Source organism: Achromobacter sp. ES-001, assembly GCF_019448355.1.
GTDB classification, from domain to species: domain Bacteria; phylum Pseudomonadota; class Gammaproteobacteria; order Burkholderiales; family Burkholderiaceae_B; genus Achromobacter; species Achromobacter spanius_B.
Map to the genome: position 1 here is coordinate 898,180 of NZ_CP079940.1, position 18,358 is coordinate 916,537.

At 64.8% G+C, this 18,358-nt stretch carries 16 protein-coding genes; 7 read left to right on the plus strand and 9 right to left on the minus strand.

Features of this window, described 5'->3' with window-relative positions:
* Positions 1 to 20: 20 nt before the first annotated feature.
* Genes KYT87_RS03900 through glyQ form a run of 5 tightly spaced genes read right to left on the minus strand, consistent with a single transcriptional unit; the run spans position 21 to position 5,346 of the window.
* Complete coding sequence (locus tag KYT87_RS03900; RefSeq protein ID WP_219991728.1) at positions 21 to 1,040, minus strand: M48 family metallopeptidase; 1,020 nt, start codon at positions 1,038 to 1,040, stop codon at positions 21 to 23.
* Entirely contained in the window at positions 1,027 to 1,755 is a 729-nt protein-coding gene (locus KYT87_RS03905; protein ID WP_046806492.1) for a 1-acyl-sn-glycerol-3-phosphate acyltransferase, read from the minus strand. The genes KYT87_RS03900 and KYT87_RS03905 overlap by 14 nt, the downstream gene beginning before the upstream one ends.
* 4 nt (positions 1,756 to 1,759) lie before the next feature.
* Positions 1,760 to 2,299: a D-glycero-beta-D-manno-heptose 1,7-bisphosphate 7-phosphatase gene (gmhB, locus tag KYT87_RS03910; RefSeq protein WP_046806491.1), complete on the minus strand. Its 540-nt coding sequence runs from the start codon at positions 2,297 to 2,299 to the stop codon at positions 1,760 to 1,762.
* Positions 2,296 to 4,434, minus strand: coding sequence for a glycine--tRNA ligase subunit beta (gene glyS / locus KYT87_RS03915; protein ID WP_219991729.1), 2,139 nt, complete (start codon positions 4,432 to 4,434; stop codon positions 2,296 to 2,298). Before glyS ends, gmhB begins: the two co-directional genes overlap by 4 nt.
* The gene (gene glyQ / locus KYT87_RS03920; protein ID WP_046806489.1) at positions 4,435 to 5,346 is read right to left on the minus strand and encodes a glycine--tRNA ligase subunit alpha; all 912 of its coding nucleotides are present in this window, start codon (positions 5,344 to 5,346) and stop codon (positions 4,435 to 4,437) included.
* Between the two features lie 278 nt (positions 5,347 to 5,624).
* Here glyQ and KYT87_RS03925 point away from each other — a divergent pair, with 278 nt between their 5' ends.
* Together KYT87_RS03925 and KYT87_RS03930 are read left to right on the plus strand one after the other, a co-directional pair.
* Entirely contained in the window at positions 5,625 to 6,392 is a 768-nt protein-coding gene (locus tag KYT87_RS03925) for a crotonase/enoyl-CoA hydratase family protein (RefSeq protein WP_046806488.1), read from the plus strand.
* 125 nt (positions 6,393 to 6,517) lie between these two features.
* The gene (locus tag KYT87_RS03930; RefSeq protein WP_006217560.1) at positions 6,518 to 8,041 is read left to right on the plus strand and encodes a fumarate hydratase; all 1,524 of its coding nucleotides are present in this window, start codon (positions 6,518 to 6,520) and stop codon (positions 8,039 to 8,041) included.
* Between the two features lie 82 nt (positions 8,042 to 8,123).
* On the opposite strand, the gene KYT87_RS03935 is transcribed toward KYT87_RS03930, so the two are convergent.
* From KYT87_RS03935 to KYT87_RS03945, 3 genes are read right to left on the minus strand one after another with little or no spacing between them, the layout of a single operon-like run.
* On the minus strand, positions 8,124 to 9,356 hold the full coding sequence (locus KYT87_RS03935; protein WP_219991730.1) for a CaiB/BaiF CoA-transferase family protein: 1,233 nt from the start codon (positions 9,354 to 9,356) through the stop codon (positions 8,124 to 8,126).
* A complete protein-coding gene (locus KYT87_RS03940) occupies positions 9,353 to 10,213 on the minus strand; it encodes a MaoC/PaaZ C-terminal domain-containing protein (RefSeq protein WP_046806486.1) in 861 nt (286 codons plus the stop codon). The genes KYT87_RS03935 and KYT87_RS03940 overlap by 4 nt, the downstream gene beginning before the upstream one ends.
* 7 nt (positions 10,214 to 10,220) lie before the next feature.
* Positions 10,221 to 11,135, minus strand: a complete 915-nt coding sequence (locus KYT87_RS03945; protein WP_046806485.1) for an SDR family NAD(P)-dependent oxidoreductase — start codon at positions 11,133 to 11,135, stop codon at positions 10,221 to 10,223.
* A gap of 150 nt (positions 11,136 to 11,285) precedes the next feature.
* Between KYT87_RS03945 and KYT87_RS03950 the strand changes: the two genes are divergently transcribed.
* The 5 genes from KYT87_RS03950 (at position 11,286) to KYT87_RS03970 (ending at position 17,372) form a co-directional block, all read left to right on the plus strand.
* Positions 11,286 to 12,191 carry a LysR family transcriptional regulator gene (locus KYT87_RS03950; RefSeq protein ID WP_046806484.1) on the plus strand — a complete coding sequence of 302 codons (906 nt, stop codon included), beginning with the start codon at positions 11,286 to 11,288 and terminating at the stop codon, positions 12,189 to 12,191.
* 230 nt (positions 12,192 to 12,421) lie between these two features.
* The gene (locus KYT87_RS03955; protein WP_104143457.1) at positions 12,422 to 13,417 is read left to right on the plus strand and encodes a tripartite tricarboxylate transporter substrate binding protein; all 996 of its coding nucleotides are present in this window, start codon (positions 12,422 to 12,424) and stop codon (positions 13,415 to 13,417) included.
* 162 nt (positions 13,418 to 13,579) lie between these two features.
* Positions 13,580 to 14,011: a contractile injection system protein, VgrG/Pvc8 family gene (locus tag KYT87_RS03960; RefSeq protein WP_219991731.1), complete on the plus strand. Its 432-nt coding sequence runs from the start codon at positions 13,580 to 13,582 to the stop codon at positions 14,009 to 14,011.
* Entirely contained in the window at positions 13,975 to 15,729 is a 1,755-nt protein-coding gene (locus tag KYT87_RS03965) for a DUF3274 domain-containing protein (protein WP_219991732.1), read from the plus strand. The genes KYT87_RS03960 and KYT87_RS03965 overlap by 37 nt, the downstream gene beginning before the upstream one ends.
* Before the next feature lie 221 nt (positions 15,730 to 15,950).
* Positions 15,951 to 17,372, plus strand: a complete 1,422-nt coding sequence (locus tag KYT87_RS03970; RefSeq protein ID WP_219991733.1) for a DUF2875 family protein — start codon at positions 15,951 to 15,953, stop codon at positions 17,370 to 17,372.
* Positions 17,373 to 17,387: 15 nt separating this feature from the next.
* Here the strand turns inward: KYT87_RS03970 and KYT87_RS03975 are convergent, their stop codons facing one another.
* A complete protein-coding gene (locus tag KYT87_RS03975; RefSeq protein ID WP_219991734.1) occupies positions 17,388 to 18,356 on the minus strand; it encodes a nitronate monooxygenase family protein in 969 nt (322 codons plus the stop codon).
* Positions 18,357 to 18,358 lie beyond the last annotated feature (2 nt).

The following is an 18,358-nucleotide window of genomic DNA, read 5'->3' on the forward strand; positions in this document are numbered from 1 at the left end:
TGTCTTGTCTCCAGTGCGCCTCAGAACTGAGGCAGCGAAGCGGGGTCGTGGCGCCGCAGGACGTTCTTGGCGTCTTCGAAGTCGGGAAGGATCTGGCCGACTTCGCGCCAGAAGTCCTGACTGTGGTTCATCTCGCGCAGATGCGCAAGCTCGTGCGCGATGACGTAGTCGATGATGCCGGGCGCGAAATGGATCAGGCGCCAGTTCAGCATGATGTTGCCGTCGCTGGTGCAGGAGCCCCAGCGCGTGGCGGCGGACGACAGCCGCCAGCGGCGGATCTTCAAGCCGCTGATTTGCAGGAAATGCGCCAGCCGCGCGCCGAACCAGGCGCCCGCGCGCTGCTGTAGCCAGGCTTGCGCGGCGTCGCGGATGCGGCTTTGGTCGGCCGTGGACGGCAGCGCCAGCCACAGCGTGTCGCCGTCCTCGGGCGCGTCGGCATCGCCCGACAGGCGCGACTGGCGGCTGTCGCCGCCTACGCCGATCAGGATGCGCTTGCCCAGGTAAGGCAGTTCGCCGCCCGCCTGCCAGCGCGTGTGCGCCATGGCCAGCTGCTGCTTGCGGGCGTGCCATTCGCGCAGCTTGGTGACGATCCAGCGCGCTTTCTCGCGGACCGCGTCGTCGATCTGCGTCAGCGTGACCCAGCTGGGCGCGGTGACCCGCAGGCCGTCGTCGGTGATGACAAAGCCAATGCTGCGCCGGCGCGAACGCAGCAGCACGAAGCCGATGGGCTGTTGGTCGGTGGGAATTTCGCGCCAGCGCGCGCCGGGCGGCAGCGGGTCGGGGCAGGGCGTGGGCACGCGCGAGGCGGCATTGGGCGACAGCGTCAGCAGCGGCTCGCCCTTGCCGGCATCGCCTTGAGAGGCGTCGGGGAACAAGTTCACCGGTGTGACAGGCTGGGGCTGGGGCTGGGGCTGCTGAGGCTGCGGTTCAAGCCTGGGCTGCGGCCGCGGCTTCGGCGTGGCGATCAGCGGCGACGCGCCGTGGGGCGCGTCGTGTTCTTGCATGTCGAACAAGAGTTCGAGCTGATCAGTGCTGGGCATACCTTTCAGGATTCAGACGCCGCATTTCCCCTTCGATCCATTCCTGAACCTTCTGGTTCAGTTCGTCGGGGGAGAGTCCTTTGGATTCTATCGCGGGACCGATCGACAGGGTGACCAGGCCGGGATATTTGACGAAAGCGTTGCGCCGCCAGCACTCGCCGGCGTTGTGCGCCACCGGAATAACCACCGCGCCGGTGCGCGAGGCCAGCAGCGCTCCGCCCATCTTGAAGCGCGCCGTCTTGCCCGGCGGCACGCGCGTGCCCTCGGGAAACAGCAGCGGCCAGCGGCCTTCGTCCATGCGCGTCTGGCCCTGCTTGACCACTTGGTCGAAGGCGTCGCGGCCCTTCGAGCGGTCAATGGCAATCATGCGCAGCAGCGCCAGGCCCCAGCCGAAGAACGGCACCATGTGCAGTTCTTTCTTGTAGACGAAGCACACTTCGCGCGGCATGTGCGCGGGAAAGAACAGCGTTTCCCAGGCCGACTGGTGCTTGGACAGGATCACCGCCGGGCCGTCGGGCAGGTTTTCCCAGCCCTTGACCTGCCAGCGGATACCGCAGAACACCTTGGCGCCCCAGATGGCCAGGCGCGGCCAGCCCACCGTCAGCTTGTAGCGCCAATGCAGCGGCAGCGGCGCCCACAGGATGCACAGGAACGCGTAGGGAATGACCGTGATGGCCAGGAACAGGAAATACAGCAGCGAACGTAGCCGGGCCATTGAATCAATTGTCCTGAAGCAGAATGTCGACCACGGCCGACAGGTCTTCGCAGACCCGGGTGTTCTCGGGCAGGCCGCCCTTGGCCAGCGTCTTCTTGCCGTTGCCGGTGTGCACCAACCACGGCGCGCAGCCCACGGCCGCCGACGCTTGCAGATCGCGCAGCGAATCGCCCACCGCCGGCACGCCGGCCAGGCTGATGTCGTAGCGATGGCCGATCTGTTCGAACAGGCCCGGGCGCGGCTTGCGGCAGGTGCAGTTGTCATCCGGCCCGTGCGGGCACAGGAACACGGCGTCGATCGTGCCGCCCACGGCGGCCAGTTCGCGCCGCATCTTGGTGTGGATGGCGGTCAGCGTGTCCATGTCGAACAGGCCGCGCGCCAGGCCCGACTGGTTGCTGGCCACCACCACTTTCCAGTCGGCCTGCGTCAGCCGCGCAATGGCTTGCAGGCTGCCGGGCAGGGCGATCCATTCGTCGGGATTCTTGACGAACGCATCGCTGTCCTGATTGATGACGCCGTCGCGGTCTAGGATGATCAGTTTCACTGTGCCAGCCTGGAAATGTCGGCCACCTGGTTCATCAGGCCATGCAGCTGGCTCAACAACGCCAGCCGGTTGGCGCGCACGGCCGGGTCTTCGGCCATGACCATGACGTCGGCAAAGAAGGCGTCCACCGGTTCGCGGGCTTGCGCCAGCGTGGACAGGCTGCCGGCAAAGTCGCCGGCGGCCAACTGGGCTTCGGCTTGCGGGCGCAGCGTGGCGACCGTGGCGGCCAAGGCCTTTTCAGCCGGCTCCACCAGCGCGGCGTCGTTCACCGAACCGATCTCGCCTTCAGCCTTTTTCAGCAGGTTGCCGATACGCTTGTTGGCGGCGGCCAGGCTGGCGGCTTCGGGCAGTTGCGCGAATGCGGCGGCGGCGCGCACGCGTTCGGCCACCTGATGCAGCGGGGGCGTCAGCGCAATCACGGCTTCCACCGCGTTGCGGTCGAAGTCGTTGATGAGCTGGTTGCGATAGCGCTCGTAGATGAAGGTGCGCACTTCGGCCAGCGTGTCGGCGGGAATCTTCCCGGCGGGGAAGGTGCCGGCGGCCAGGGTCAACAGGCCGTCGAGCGACAGCGGGCCGTCCTGGCTGACCTTCAGCCAGCCGCCGGCCGCCAGTTGTTCAAACGCGCTGATCAGGCCCAGCGCCGCGCGGCGCAGGCCGAAGGGGTCGCGCTCGCCCGTGGGCGCCAGGCCGATGGCCCAGATGCCGACCATCGTTTCCACGCGCTCGGCGATGAACAGCGTGGCGGCGGTCAGCGTGTCTTGCGTGACGGGGGCGTCGTAGCGGTTGCGGTATTGCGTGCGCAGCGCTTGCACGACGCTGTCCGGCTCACCGTCGCCGGCTGCGTAGTAAGCGCCCATGATGCCTTGCAGCTCGGGGAATTCGCCCACCATGTTCGAACCCAGGTCGGCCTTGGCCAGCATGGCGGCGCGGTCAGCGGCGGCAACGTCGCCGCCCAGCTGTTCGGCCACGCCGCGCGCGATGGCGCGCACGCGTTCGACGCGTTCAAGCTGGGTGCCCAGCTTGTTGTGATAAACGATGGAACCCAGCTGCTCCACGCGCGAAGCCAGCGGCGTCTTGCGATCGGTTTCGAAGAAGAACTGCGCGTCGGCCAGGCGCGGGCGGACCACGCGCTGGTTGCCTTCGACGATATTCACCGGGTTGTCCGTGTGCATGTTGCTCACGATCAGGAAGCGGTGCGTCAGGCGGCCGGTGGCCGGGTCGAACAGCGGGAAGTACTTCTGGTTCAGCCGCATGGTCAGGATCAGGCATTCCTGCGGCACTTGCAGGAACTGCTCTTCAAACTGGCCCACGTAGACGGTGGGGTGTTCGACCAGCGCCGTCACTTCGTCCAGCAGCGCGGCCACTTCCGGGTCATCGCCCAGCGTGGCCGACAGGCGGCCGGCGTGGTCCAGCAACTGACGCTGGATCTCATCGCGGCGGCCTTCGAAGGACGCCACGACGCGGCCTTTTTCCGCCAGCGTGGCGGCGTAGGAATCGGCATCGGCAAACGAGACCGGACCGGCGGACATGAAGCGGTGGCCCAGCGTGTCGCGGCCGGCCTGCATGCCTAGCGTGGACACGGGCACCACGTCGGCGCCGAACAGGGCGACCAGGCCATGCGCCGGGCGCACGAACTTGACGGTGGTGACGCCGTCGGCCAGCTGATAGCGCATCACCTTGGGAATCGGCAGGCTGTTCAACGCCGTGTCGATGCCTTCCTGCAAACCGGCAGCCAGCGACGAACCGGTGGCGGTGCCGCGGGCAACCAGGTAGTCCTGCTTGCCGTCGGACTCGCGGTCCAGCGTGGACAGGTCTATGTTCTCCAGGCCCTTGGCGGCCAGCTTCTTTTGCAGTGCGGGCGTGGCCTTGCCGTCTTCGGTCAGGCCGATCTTGGCGGGCATCAGCTTTTCGGCATAGGGCTGGTCGGGCGCCTGCGCCAGCACGGCGGACAGGTGCACGGCCAGCCGGCGCGGCGTGGAATACGCGGTCACGGCGCAGCCTTCGGCCAACAGGCCGTGGCGTTCCAGCGTGGCGCGCACGCCTTCGGCAAAGGCCTGGCCCAGCTTTTGCAGGGCCTTGGGCGGCAGTTCTTCGGTCAGCAGTTCGACCAGCAGAGGGCGGATGTTCGTCGTCATTTATGCTGCCTCCCCGGCGGCCTGGTTGCGGCGCAGCATGGGAAAGCCCAGTCGTTCGCGGGAATCGAAATAAGCCTGCGCGACGGCGCGCGACAGGTTGCGGATGCGGCCGATGTAGGCGGCGCGCTCGGTCACGCTGATCGCGCCGCGCGCGTCCAGCATGTTGAAGGTGTGCGCGGCTTTCAGCGCGGCCTCGTAGGCCGGCAGCGCCAGGGGCACTTCCATCAGGCGCTTGGCCTCGGCTTCGTAGTCGTTGAAGTGCGCAAACAGCATGTCGGCCGACGAGTGCTCGAAGTTGTAGGTCGACTGCTCGACCTCGTTCTGGTGGAACACGTCGCGGTACAGCACGCGGTTGCCGTTGGCGCCTTCGGTCCAGACCAGGTCGTAGACGCTTTGCACGTCTTGCAGGTACATGGCCAGGCGTTCCAGGCCGTAGGTGATTTCACCGGTGGTGGGGGTGCAATCCAGCCCGCCCACCTGCTGGAAGTACGTGAATTGCGTGACTTCCATGCCGTTCAGCCAGACCTCCCAGCCCAGGCCCCAGGCGCCCAGCGTGGGGTTTTCCCAGTCGTCTTCCACAAAGCGGATGTCGTGTTGGGTGGGGTCGATGCCCAGCGCCTTCAGCGAACCGATGTACAGGTCAAGGATGTCGGGCGGCGCGGGCTTGAGCACCACCTGGTACTGGTAATAGTGCTGGAGACGATTGGGGTTTTCGCCGTAGCGGCCATCCTTGGGGCGGCGCGAGGGCTGTACGTAGGCGGCGCGCCACGGCTCCGGGCCGATCGCGCGCAGGAACGTGGCCGTGTGCGAGGTACCGGCGCCGACTTCCATGTCGTAGGGTTGCAGCAGGGCGCAACCCTGCTTGTCCCAGTATTCCTGGAGCGTAAGGATGATTTGCTGAAAGGTGAGCATAGGATTCTTGGAATTCGACCGCCGGGCAAGGCCTGCCGTGGGCGTGGGAAACCGGGCATTTTAACTGGCCCGGGGCCGTCCCGTTTGGCGGGCGCCGCCGCGCGGTTACATCTATGTCCTGGTGGCATCCCCCGGGCGGGCCAGGTGTGCCCCTGGCGGACGCTTGGGGGCGGCCTCGCTGCGCCTGCAAACCAATGGTCGTATGATTCCGGGTTACGTCCCAAGTCTTATATAAAACCCGGAACCCGATTCCGAGAAATCCCGGAAGGAGCAGTCCTATGTCAGACCTGATCACGGTGGAAGTCACCGACGGCATCCAGATCATCACGATCAACCGCCCCGAAGCCAAGAACGCCATCAACCTGGAAACCGCCCAGGCCATGGCCGCCGCGCTGGACCAGCTGGACAGCCGCGACGACATCCGCATCGGCATCCTGACGGGTGGCGGCGGCACGTTCTCGTCGGGCATGGACTTGAAGGCATTCGCCAAATCCGGGCAGCGCCCCTACGTTGAAGGCCGTGGTTTTGCCGGCCTGAACGAACGCCCGCCCAAGAAGCCGCTGATCGCCGCCGTGGAAGGCTACGCGCTGGCCGGTGGCTGCGAAATGGCCTTGGCTTCCGACCTGATCGTGGCCGCCAACAACGCCAAATTCGGCCTGCCGGAAGTCAAGCGCGGCCTGGTGGCAGGCGCCGGCGGCATGCTGCGCCTGCCGCGCCGCCTGCCGTACCACATCGCCATGGAAGTGATCTTGACGGGCGAAATGCTGACGGCTGAACGCGCTTACTCGTTCGGCCTGGTCAACCGCCTGACCGAGCCGGGCGGCGCATTGGCCGGCGCGCTGGAACTGGCGCGCGCCATTGTTGAAAACGGCCCGCTGGCCGTGCAGACCGCCAAGAGCATCGTGTCGCAGGCCGTTGATTGGGAACAGGACGGCATGTTCGACCGCCAACGCCCGTTGATCGCCCATATCTTTTCGTCGGCCGACGCCAAGGAAGGCGCGACCGCTTTCGCTGAAAAGCGCAAGCCGGTCTGGCAAGGCAAGTAATGAGTATCTCCGGCCGCCTTTCAAGGCGGCCGGGCAACAATAACGATCTGTGCTCCCTTGTGGTTAGCTTCACCCGCCAGCCGCGTTTTCAATATCCAGTTTTCCATCTAGACCCGCAAATCGCCATGTCCGTCATCATTAAAGAAGAAGACTTCATCCAGTCGATAGCCGATGGCATTCAGTTCATCAGCTACTACCATCCCGTCGACTACATCCGCCATCTGGCCCGCGCGTACGAGCGCGAGGAAAGCCCCGCCGCGCGTGACGCGATGGCGCAGATCCTGACCAATTCCCGCATGTGCGCCGAAGGCAAGCGTCCGCTGTGCCAGGACACCGGCATCGTCAACGTCTTCCTGAAGATCGGCATGAGCGTGCGCTTTGACACCAAGCGCACCTTGCAGGAACTGTGCGACGAAGGCGTGCGCCGTGGCTACCTGAACCCGGACAATCCGCTGCGCGCCTCCGTGCTGGACGACCCGCTGTTCGCCCGCAAGAACACGCGCGACAACACGCCCTGTATCCTGCACGTCGAACTGGTCCAGGGCGACAAGGTCGACGTGCAGATCGCTTCTAAGGGCGGCGGTTCTGAAAACAAATCCAAGTTCGCCATGCTCAATCCCAGCGACTCGCTGGTGGACTGGGTGCTGAAAACCGTCCCGACGATGGGCGCCGGCTGGTGTCCGCCGGGCATGCTGGGCATCGGCGTTGGCGGCACCGCTGAAAAGGCCATGCTGATGGCCAAGCAGTCGTTGATGGAAGACATCGACATGTACGAACTGCTGGCCCGTGGCCCGCAGAACAAGCTGGAAGAACTGCGTATCGAGCTGTACGAAAAGGTCAACGCGCTGGGTATCGGCGCGCAGGGCCTGGGCGGCCTGACGACCGTGCTGGACGTCAAGATCAGCACCTTCCCCACGCACGCCGCGTCCAAGCCGGTTGCCATGATCCCGAACTGCGCCGCCACGCGTCACGCGCACTTTGAACTGGACGGCACGGGCCCCGCGCGCCTGGACCCGCCGTCGCTGTCCGAATGGCCCGAAGTGCATTGGGCGCCGGACTACAACAAGTCCAAGCAAGTCGACCTGAACACGCTGACCAAGGAAGAAGTGGCCAGCTGGAAGCCGGGTCAGACGCTGCTGCTGTCGGGCAAGATGCTGACCGGCCGCGACGCCGCGCACAAGCGCATCCAGGACATGCTGGCCAAGGGCGAGCCGCTGCCGGTGGACTTCACCAACCGCGTGATCTATTACGTGGGTCCGGTGGATCCGGTGGGCGATGAAGTGGTCGGCCCCGCCGGTCCCACCACCGCCACGCGCATGGACAAGTTCACCGACATGATGCTTGAGAAGACGGGCCTGATCTCGATGATCGGCAAGTCCGAACGTGGCCCGGTCGCCATCGAAGCCATCAAGAAGCACGGCTCGGCCTACCTGATGGCCGTGGGCGGCGCGGCCTACCTGGTGTCCAAGGCCATTCGCGGCGCCAAGGTGCTGGGCTTTGCCGACCTGGGCATGGAAGCCATCTACGAATTCGACGTGAAGGACATGCCGGTGACCGTGGCGGTGGACGCCAAGGGCACGTCGGTCCACACGACGGGTCCGAAGGAATGGCAGGCCAAGATCGGGAAGATCCCGGTTGCGGTGGCGTAATCCACGCAGCGTTGCGCGCTGACATAAAAACGGCCGCTGAGAAATCAGCGGCCGTTTTTTTTGACGCGGCGTGGCATGGCGCCTAGGCGCCGCGCGTGCCCTTCGTGAACGCCGCTATCGCGTCCGGCGATTTGCCCAGCACCTCGCGCAGCACTTCCTCCGTGTGTTCGCCCAGCAGCGGTGGCGCGCGCCGATACACCACCGGCGACCCCGAAAAGCGCAACGGGCTTGCCGTCACCGGCGCCACGCCGCCCAAGGGATGCGGCATGTCCCGACGCAACTGCCGGGCCTGCGCCTGCGGGTGCGCAAAGGCCTGCGCAATATTATTGATTGGGCCGCATGGCACGCCCACCGCTTCCAGTTTGGCAATCCAGTCGTCGCGGCGGCCTTCCTGCATGATCGCCGTCAGGATGCCGATCAGTGTTTCGCGGTTCGTCACGCGCAACCGGTTCGTGGCAAAGCGCGGGTCGTCGCCCAATTCCGGCACGCCGATGGCGCGGCAGTACGCGCGGTACTGCGATTCATTGCCCGTGGCCACGATCAGGTGGCCGTCGCTGGCGGCGAACACCTGATACGGCACCACGTTCTGGTGGGCGTTGCCCGCGCGGGTGGGGGCCACGCCAGAGTTGAAGTAGTTGGAATTCTGGTTTGCCAACAATGCCACGTGGCTGTCCAACAGGGCGATGTCCAGATGCTGCCCCAAGCCGCTGCGATGCCGTTCCTGCAAGGCCGCCAGAATCGCTACGGTGGCGTACATGCCGGTGACGATGTCTGTCACCGCCACGCCCGCCTTCTGCGGGCCGCCGCCGGGCAAGTCGTCGCGTTCGCCGGTGATGCTCATCAGCCCGCCCATGCCCTGGATCATGAAGTCGTAGCCGGGGCGCTGTGCAAAGGGTCCGTCCTGCCCAAAGCCCGTGACCGAGCAGTAGATCAGGCGCGGGTTGACGGCCTTCAGGCTGTCGTAGTCCAGCCCGTATTTGGCCAGGCCGCCCACCTTGAAGTTCTCGACCAGGATGTCGCTGACAGCGGCCAGCTCGCGGATCAGCGCCGCGCCTTCGGGCGTGGCCATGTCCGCTTCCACCGAACGCTTGTTGCGGTTGGCGCTGAGGTAATAGGCGGACTCGCTGGTGTCCTGGCCGTCGCCATCCTTCAGGTACGGCGGCCCCCAGGCGCGTGTGTCGTCGCCCACGCGCGGGCGTTCGATCTTGATGACGTCGGCGCCCAGGTCGGCCAGGTTCTGCGTGCACCAGGGGCCGGCCAGGATGCGCGACAGGTCCAGCACGCGGATGCCGTCCAGCGCGGGCGCGCGCGTCATGATTGCACCGTCGCGGTACCGTGGCTCATCACCACGACGTTGCGTTCGCGCGAGCGCGCCAGGAACTGGATCTGCCCGTCCGGCAGCCGCCAGATGTCGCATTGCAGCGTTTCACCGGGATACACCGGCGCCGAGAAGCGCGTGTTCAGACTGGTCAGCCGCGATGCGTCGTAGTCGCAGCAGCTTTTCACGATCGCGTGCGCCACCACGCCATACGAGCACAGCCCATGCAGGATGGGGCGCGGATACCCGGCCTGGCGCGCGACCTCGGGGTCGACATGCAGCGGATTGGGGTCGGCGTTCAAGCGATACAACAGTGCGGCATTGGGGGCGATGCGCATTTCGCAGCGCAGGGTCGGGTCGCCGTCCGGCGCGGCGGGCAGGGGCTCCGGGCTGGCATCGCCCTGGCCAAAGCCGCCGTCGCCCCGGCAGAAGGTGCTTTGCCGCAAGGTGGCCAGGCAGGCGCCGTCCTCGCCGTGCAGCGTGCGTTCGGTGATGACGATGGCGCCTTTGTCCGCGCCCTTGTCGATCACATGCGTGTTGCGGCTGCGGCTGGTGACCTGGCCCGCCGGCGGCAGCGGCGCGTGCACGGTCAAGCGTTGTTCGCCGTGCACCACCTTGACCCAGTCGATGCTGCTGCGCGCATCGCGCACCCAGAAGCCCGGGTACGCCAGCACGACGCCCATCGTGGGAAATGCTTGCAGGTCTTCTTCGTACACGTAGCGCAGCTGCCGGGTGTCCTCGGGGTCCTGGCCCAAGCCGATGCCCAGCGCGTACAGCATGGTGTCTTTGTGGTCGTAGCGCTGACGGACCTCGTCAAAGCGCCAGTTCTTTACGGTCGCGTAATCCAGCGGCATGGCGGTCTCAGATGGGGTCCCAGTCGATCACGTCGGGCGAACGCTCCAACGCGTAGAAGTGCTTGCGCATGGCAGGCACGGCAATGTCGGCGATGCGTTCGGGCGTCCAGCCTTCGCTGTGATGCACCGTGCGCAGTGGGCGCGGCTGGCTGATCAACATGATTTCGTTGGCGCGCACCGCGAAGATCTGCGCGGTGATTTCGCTCGCCGCGTCGCTGGCCAGAAACACGGCCATCGGCGCGACCTTGCCCGCTTCCATCTTCTTCAATTTTTCGACGCGCGCTTTCTCTTCGTCGGTTTCCGCCGGAATGGAACTGGTCATGCGGCTCCAGGCAAAGGGCGCAATGCAGTTCGAACGCACGTTGTAGCGCGCCATGTCCAGCGCGATGGATTTGGACAGCGCCACGATGCCCAGCTTCGCGGCCGCGTAGTTGGCCTGGCCGAAGTTGCCGATCAGGCCCGAGGTGGATGTCATGTGCACGAACGCGCCCGATTCCTGCTCGCGGAAATACGGCGCGGCCGCGCGGCTCATGAAGAACGAACCGTTCAGGTGCACGTCGATCACCTGGCGCCATTCCTCTTCGCTCATCTTGTGGAAAACCCGGTCGCGCAGATTGCCCGCGTTGTTGACGACGGCATCGATGCGTCCGAACGCGTCGATGGCCGTCTGAACGACGCGGCTGGCGCTGTCGTACGCCGCCACGCTGTCGGTGTTGGCCACCGCCTGTCCGCCTGCCGCCGTGATTTCGCGCACGACTGCTTGTGCGGGGCCTTCGCCGCCGCCTTCGCCGGTCAGCGACACGCCGATGTCGTTCACCACTACCTTGGCGCCCGCCTCGGCCATCGCCAGCGCAATGCTGCGCCCGATGCCTCCGCCCGCGCCGGTGACGACCACTACCTTTCCGGAAACGATGCCGCTCATTGCCCTGACTCCTTTGCTGCGGCGCACGCGCCGTCGATGGAAAACAGTTCCGCATCAACCGGTCTGGTTCATGGGAATGCCCCATGGTAGATTCGTGGCGGCATTCGAAGAATTCAAAATTAGAAATGCCCCCCTTCTGCGTGGTGGAACATGAGACATGATCTGACGGACCTGCGTTTGTTCTTGAACGTGGGCGAAACCCTCAACCTGACCCGGGCCGCGGAACGCACGTTCCTGTCCTTGCCGGCGGCAAGCGCCCGGGTCAAGCACATGGAAGAAGCCTTCAAGGCGCGCCTGTTGGTGCGGCTGGCCACGGGCGTGGCGCTGACGCCGGCGGGCGAGGTGCTGCTCAAGCACGCCAATGCCGTCTTTCGACAGCTGGAATGCCTGAACGCCGATCTGCAACCCTATGCCAGTGGCCTGAAAGGGCGCTTGCGCCTGCTGGCCAACACCACGGCCACCAATTCGTTCCTGGCCGATGCCTTGTCCACGTTCCTGGCGGAAAACCCTGACGTGGACGTCGAGCTCGAAGAGAAAATTTCTGGCGACATTGTCATCGCCATCCGCGCGGGCGCGGGTGACCTGGGGCTGGTGGCCGGCAATATCGACGTGGAAGGCCTGGATGTCACGCCCTTGTTTCGCGACGAGCTCACCGTGGTGACGTCGCTGGACCATCCGCTGGCCGCCTCCCAGTCCGCGCACTTCGCGGACCTGGTCGACGCCTACCAGTTCGTGGGCATCCACCCCGACAGCGCCATCCAGACCTTTCTGGAAGACATTGCCAGCGGCCTGGGCAAGCGCCTGTGCCAGCGCGTGCACGTGGGCAGCTTCGAAGCGGTGTGCCGCATGGTCGAGGCGGGCGCGGGCATTGCCGTGGTGCCACGCGCCTGCGCCGCGCGCTACAGCCGCCCCGATGCGCTGCACGTGCTGAAGCTGGAAGACGCCTGGGCACTGCGCGACCGCTTGCTGTGCCGCCAGCGCGGCCGCGACCTGCCCAGCTTTGCCGAGTGCTTCATCGAACACGTGCAACGCGCGGCGCGCGGCCAGTCGGCGTAAGCCGGCCCTCGTGCGTATGTCGTAGGCGCGACGGGACTTAGGGAATTCCTGTCCGATGACCGAACAATGCTGCGGGTACGAAAGAGGGGCTTTTGAAAATGTGTAGCGGCGAATCCCGGCTCTCGGAAAATAATAAAAAAGCGTGAGGCGACCCACGCGAAGAAAAAAGAGCGGCGGGCGGCAGCATCTAACGCCTGATCGCGAACAACACCGAGACCCAGGAGACCGCAGTGATTGATCCTCAACGCCGCCGCGTCATCGCGGGGCTGGGCGCCGCGTGCGCCTCGGCCGTGCTGCCCACTTTGTTTTCATCGCCCGCACGCGCCGCCACCTGGCCCGGCCATGCCGTGACCTTCATCGTGCCGTTTCCGGCGGGCGGGCCGGTGGATACCACCGCGCGCTTCACCACGCAGCCGCTGGGGCAGATGTGGTCGGTGCCCACCGTGGTGGACAACAAGTCGGGGGCGGGCGGCATCGTCGGCGCGCAGTTCGCGGCCAAGGCCGAGCCCGATGGCTACAACTTCTTTTTCGCATCCATCCATCACGCGGTGCTGCCCAGCCTGCGCAACAACCTGACGTACGACATCACCACCGATTTCGTGCCGGTCGGGATGGCCGCGGTGTTTCCCATCGTGCTGGTGGTGAACGCATCGCTGCCGGTGAACTCCGTCAGCGAATTGATCGCTTACGCCAAGAAGAACCCGGGCAAGCTGTCGTTCGGGTCGTCCGGCACGGGCGGCGGCACGCACCTGGCGGGAGAATTGTTCAATGCCATGGCCGGCATCCGCATCCAGCACGTGCCCTATCGCGGCAGCGCGCCGGCCATGCAGGATTTGCTGGGCGGACAGGTGCAGGTGATGTTCGCCGATGGCCCGTCCGCCGTGCCGCACCTGAAGGGCGGCAAGGTCCGCGCGCTGGGCGTGGGCAACCCCACGCGTTCCAGCATGCTGCCCGACGTGCCCACCATCGCCGAGTCGGGCCTGCCCGGCTACGAGGCCTATTCCTGGAGCGGCGTGATGGCCCCCAAGGGCACGCCGCCCGACATCGTCAAGCGCATCAATGCCGACATGGTCAAGGTGCTGTCCGACCCGGCCACGGCCAAGAGCTTGATCGCGGCGGGCGCCGAGCCCAAGCCCGGCACGCCCGAACAGTTCGGCGCCTTCGTGCGCGACGAGATCGTGAAATGGCGCGACCTGATCAAGACGGCGAATATCAAGCTGGAATAAGGCAGATGAGATAGAGCAGATGAAATAAGGCAGACCGCATCGGGCAGATTGATGAATCCGGATAGGGGCTTCGGGTTGCGCTGCCGCATTTCAGATTTGTTCTATATCTGTTTGGCGTGAGGTCGGCTAGGCTCCCGGCAGGAAATCCTTACGGACTCTGCCATGCCCAGCCAGTCGACGTTCCGTTTCACCTTTGAGCCTGTCAAGGCAAGTGCGATCGGCGTTGCCTTCGACGTTGTCGAGTTCACGCTGGACGAAGCGCTGTCGGAAACGTATCGCTTGACGCTGTGGCTATCCAGCACGGCATCCGCCATGGATATCGGCGCCATGCTGGACGAAGCGGCCTTGTTCACCATCTGGCATGGTGCGCAAGCCGCGCGCCACGTACACGGCATCGTCACTGAATTTGAACAAGCCGCTACCGGCTTTCGCCGTACCCGCTATCGGGCAGTGGTCGAACCGTCATTGGCGCGCGCCGCCCTATGTGCCTGCTGCCGATCAACCCCTTGTTTGGGTCGCCCGACCACCCACTGGTCATGGCGCCCAGCCGCAAGTACATGCTGCTGGCGGCCAAGCGCCTGGCCATGCTGGTGAATATGATTCGCGCCTATCGCCATCCTGGCGGCAAGACCACCGGCGAAAACGACACGATCAACGTGGTCGGGCACAGCCAGGGCACGCTGATCACCCTGCTGGCCAACGCCTTGCTCAAGGACGAAGGCAAGCGCCCCGTGGATGCGGTCATCATGATGAACCCGCCATACAGCCTGCTGGAGTCTCGCTTCGAGCGCATGGAGATGTCCGAAGCGCAGCAGACCACCAAGGCGCGCGTGACAACGCTTGCGAATATCGTCGGCTTCATCGGCGCAAATCCCAACCCGGTGCCCACCTTCGCTCAGATGGCCGACCCCTCAAGCCCGTCCTGCATCGGTGGATTGCGTTGGAATGGCTTGCAATGCCAGACCACGCTGGAGGGCAAAGACGTTGCCTTTTCCGAGCGTGACAATCGCGGCCGCGTGTTCCTCTATTTCTCTCCCGAGGACAAGACCGTCGGCATGCGCAATGTGCAGGGTATCGGCTGGCAAGGCGTTGCCGACACCTTGACTTACCAGGCCCTGCCTGCGCACAAGCCAAGGACGATGGTGGATTTCGTGCCCACGATGGTGGGCAACATGGCGAAGCAGTGGGTGGGTGATATTTACGGCCCCGGATTGTCCGCACTGGGTGGCCATTTTCATCAACGCGTATTCACCATGCGAGCGCGGGACGGCGAGAGCCAACCCATTGGTTTGAGGCCAACGCAGGACTACGTCTTGCGCCGACAGCATGAAAGCACCTGGGAGGGTTCGGGCATGGGCCTGCCGCAGCGATGGGCGGCCAACGCCGACTTCGCGCCTGGCCAGTCGGTGCCCATCAATGCGCCAGCCCTGCCGCAGCCGTTTCTGGCGGACTTCAGGTCGGGCGGCGTGGTAATGGCCGAGCAGGCATCGGCGGGTATTGCACCGGTACACGCGCCGGATGATCCGATTGATGCATCGATTGCCATTACGAACAAGGGAATACGTGTGGCGGGTACCCGCGTGGTGACCTTACCGGAAAGCGCCGGACAGGTCCCGCAAACCTATAGCTCCCGCAGTGCAAGCATGGCGTATGCGCCATTGCTTGAAGCCGAACTCACGGGTTTGAACGACCCGCTGCGCAACCCGTACACCGCACCGGAAAACAACGATTGGGCAGCGGACTGGCACCGGATTACCGGGGTCGACCACGTGGGCGGGCGCCGCTTTAACGTGACATATCAGGAAAGCCCGAACGAGGCGCGTCGGCGAAGAATGGACGCGGGGGCGGACGAGCAAAGCCCGATCTCCTTTCATTCATCAATCCCCGCGAATTCGATGCATAGCCAACGCGCGATGGCGTACGACCTGGCGATAGGGCAGGCACGCAGTATTGATGATGAGCCGTTCTATGCGTATTTGTGTCGGGTGGCGGATTGGAGGATGGCTTGGGTGGAGTTCGATGTGGAACCAAACGCTAGCAAAGAGAACGACGCGGCACTGCCGGACGAGGCAACCTTGGATTACTACAGAAACGAAAGCTCCGAGAATCTCGAACTCATCAATGCTACCGACCTCTATCGAAGTCGGCGAGTTGCGGTCTATGACGAAGATGGGAAGTTGTTGACTAGGGGAGGAGGCAGCTTGCCTGCCTCGATCCATCAAACGAAGTTACCCACCTTGGTGTCTACGCAGACCCGAAAGGACAGAGATGCTGGCCGCGATCTCACGGCTGGGGACGGGGAACCGGGATGAAGTTCATATCTTGCGCTATGGCCTTTTTGTTGGCTGCTACGTTTCAGCAAGAGGTACGCGCCGACACCGAAAGTTCAAGGGAGTCCTCCGAGTGGAAGGGCGTGGCTTGCGAATTGCCCCCAGCGCCTGATGCGTGGATTCCCGTTGACCCCATTCCGCAAGCCCCCGGAGTTGTGATGCCTATTTTCGCTGCGCCCTCCTCGTCCCCACGCCTGGAGACGTTGGACATCATCCGCGTTGGCTTGAGCTTGGACGTCTATCGACAAGGTCAGGTGTGGGCACAACTGCTACAACAGAACTCTTCACAATCCGACGCATTGCAGGTCGGGACCGCGTTGCAGATGGACCCTGCGTTCTATCCAACCATAGCGGAAGATAAGGACATGGCCTGGGCGCAGCGTAAGGCCAACGCATTGGAGTTGGCGCTGCGCGGCTTTCCTGAACGTTGGGCCATTCCCACCTTGACGGTTGTGCGCGATTACGACCCGACGGTGCCCCGACTGCGCTTTTCTCCAGAAAGAGCGTCTATTTCCCTCAACGGGATGGCCGACCGAACGATGGGGCCTGCGGGATTGCATTGGCATCGAAGTAAGCCGCTCAGACCCGGCGTTATTTGCAACAGTACGCCGGAAGAGTTCGTGGAGTATCTGTTCAGTGTCTTCGAAAAGAACCCCGATATGCCCGCGCTGCTGGTTTATGCCGTCGACGGCTTCGGCATGTTCTATGCAATGGGCAGTCGCAACGACAAGCGCAAGGGTGTGGCGACTGGCCCCCGCCAACCCGGCGAGCTGACAGACGCCGTCACCGCCATCGTCTTTGCCCGGCCCGAGCGGCTGGACTGGTTGCGCGGCTTTGCTAAATACACCAAACCGCACAAGAACGACATTGACCCCGCCTTCACCGGCTGGCGCCGCAACCCGCCATATTCCTTTCAACCCAGTCCCTGGTTCCCTCAACCCATCACCGAACGCGGCTTCCAGCAATGGGACCGCCTGACGCCGTTGGCGCGGCTGCACCGCCCAGTCGAAGTGTCGCTGCAATCCGACGGCATCCCCCTGAAAGGCGAGGCTCGCCATGCGGCAATCGCAAACGCCTGGACGCAGGCCGTGACGCCTCTGGCCCACGCGCCCTCCCGCATGTTTTACGACGCAGGCTTGAACCGTTCCGCCCTGGCCGATCTGCTTCCCGCTTTACAGATGGCCGACAGCTCGCTCGACCTGCTGGCTTCGGACCAAAGCTACGACCTGACGCAACGCCTGGGCGACACGGGTGCGGCGTCTCCCTTTGTGGGAATTGCGCTAGCCACCATGGCCAGCTATCTGAACGCCGACACCAGCGCCATCGTCCCGCTGCGCCGTGACGACCGGGTAACGGTGATCACCATCAGTTCGCCGACGCCGGGCCAGAAGCCGGCCAACGATCCCTTCGGCGTGAAGCTGCGCCCGCAAACCCGTACCTTGAGCGAAGCGCCGTCACCGGAGTTTCTGCAACGGTTTGCGGAACTGACGCAAGAAAGCGCGCGTAACGCCCCGCCACCCGCTCGGTATGTGGACCCGGAGAAAATTGCGGCCGAGCAGCGCCTGCTGGATCAGTTCATCGCTGGCGGGCCGAGTATGGATTTGTTGGGGGAGTCGGAGAAGTGATGCCGCCGCTACACGCTAGCCCGCTACCGCCACCAACGCCGCGCGCGCGCTGAGATATTCGGCTTCCAGCTGATCCACCAGCGTCGCGATGGACAGGATTTCTTGCGCCGACCCTACCCCCTGGCCGGCGCTCCAGACATCCTTCCACGCCTTGGGCCGCGAGTTCTTGTCCATGTTGGCGGGCGGCGACTCGCCATTGCGCGATAAGGCCACCGGGTCCAGGCCCGCCGCCAGAATGCTGGCCGACAGGTAGTTCGCGGGCACGCCAGAAAAGTAAGGCGTGTACGTCACGTCGGCTGCTTGCGCTTGCAGCACCATCTCGCGGTAGGCGTCGTTTGCCAGCGATTCCTGCGTGGCGATGAAGCGCGTGCCCATGTAGGCGAAGTCGCAGCCCAGCACCTGCGCGGCCAGCACGTCCTTGCCATGGCTGATACAGCCCGATAGCGCCAAAGGGCCGTCGTAGAACGCACGGATTTCGTTGACCAGCGCAATCGGATTGACCTGGCCCGCGTGGCCGCCTGCGCCCGCCGCTACCAGGATCAAGCCGTCCACGCCCGCCTCCAACGCGCGCTTGGCATGCCGCACGTTGGTGACGTCGTGATAGACCAGCCCGCCGTAAGGGTGCACTGCCCGCACCACCGCTTCGGGCGCGTGCAGCGACGTGATAATGAGCGGCACGCGGCGTTCGGCGCAGATCGCCAGGTCGCCCTGCCAGCGCGGGTTGCTGGGGTGGATGATCAGGTTCACGCCGTAGGGCGCCACCTTGACGTGCGGATGGGCGCGGCGTTTGGCGGCCAGCCCGTCTTCAATGCGGGTGATCCAGTCTTGCAACTGTTCTTGCGGACGAGCGTTCAGGGAGGGAAAGGTGCCGATGATGCCGGCCGCGCATTGCGCCACGACCAGCTCGGGCCCAGAGACCAGAAACATGGGGGCGCCGATGATCGGCAGGCGGGTCTGGGCGCGTAGCGCAAGCGGGGCGGGCATCA

Coding starts and splice junctions, on each gene's coding strand:
- KYT87_RS03900 (WP_219991728.1), bottom strand. CDS start 1,040: ATGCCCAGCACTGATCAGCTCGAACTCTTGTTCGACATGCAAGAACAC.
- KYT87_RS03905 (WP_046806492.1), bottom strand. CDS start 1,755: ATGGCCCGGCTACGTTCGCTGCTGTATTTCCTGTTCCTGGCCATCACG.
- glyS (WP_219991729.1), bottom strand. CDS start 4,434: ATGACGACGAACATCCGCCCTCTGCTGGTCGAACTGCTGACCGAAGAA.
- glyQ (WP_046806489.1), bottom strand. CDS start 5,346: ATGCTCACCTTTCAGCAAATCATCCTTACGCTCCAGGAATACTGGGAC.
- KYT87_RS03925 (WP_046806488.1), top strand. CDS start 5,625: ATGTCAGACCTGATCACGGTGGAAGTCACCGACGGCATCCAGATCATC.
- KYT87_RS03930 (WP_006217560.1), top strand. CDS start 6,518: ATGTCCGTCATCATTAAAGAAGAAGACTTCATCCAGTCGATAGCCGAT.
- KYT87_RS03935 (WP_219991730.1), bottom strand. CDS start 9,356: ATGACGCGCGCGCCCGCGCTGGACGGCATCCGCGTGCTGGACCTGTCG.
- KYT87_RS03940 (WP_046806486.1), bottom strand. CDS start 10,213: ATGCCGCTGGATTACGCGACCGTAAAGAACTGGCGCTTTGACGAGGTC.
- KYT87_RS03945 (WP_046806485.1), bottom strand. CDS start 11,135: ATGAGCGGCATCGTTTCCGGAAAGGTAGTGGTCGTCACCGGCGCGGGC.
- KYT87_RS03950 (WP_046806484.1), top strand. CDS start 11,286: ATGAGACATGATCTGACGGACCTGCGTTTGTTCTTGAACGTGGGCGAA.
- KYT87_RS03960 (WP_219991731.1), top strand. CDS start 13,580: ATGCCCAGCCAGTCGACGTTCCGTTTCACCTTTGAGCCTGTCAAGGCA.
- KYT87_RS03965 (WP_219991732.1), top strand. CDS start 13,975: ATGCTGCTGGCGGCCAAGCGCCTGGCCATGCTGGTGAATATGATTCGC.
- KYT87_RS03975 (WP_219991734.1), bottom strand. CDS start 18,356: ATGCCCGCCCCGCTTGCGCTACGCGCCCAGACCCGCCTGCCGATCATC.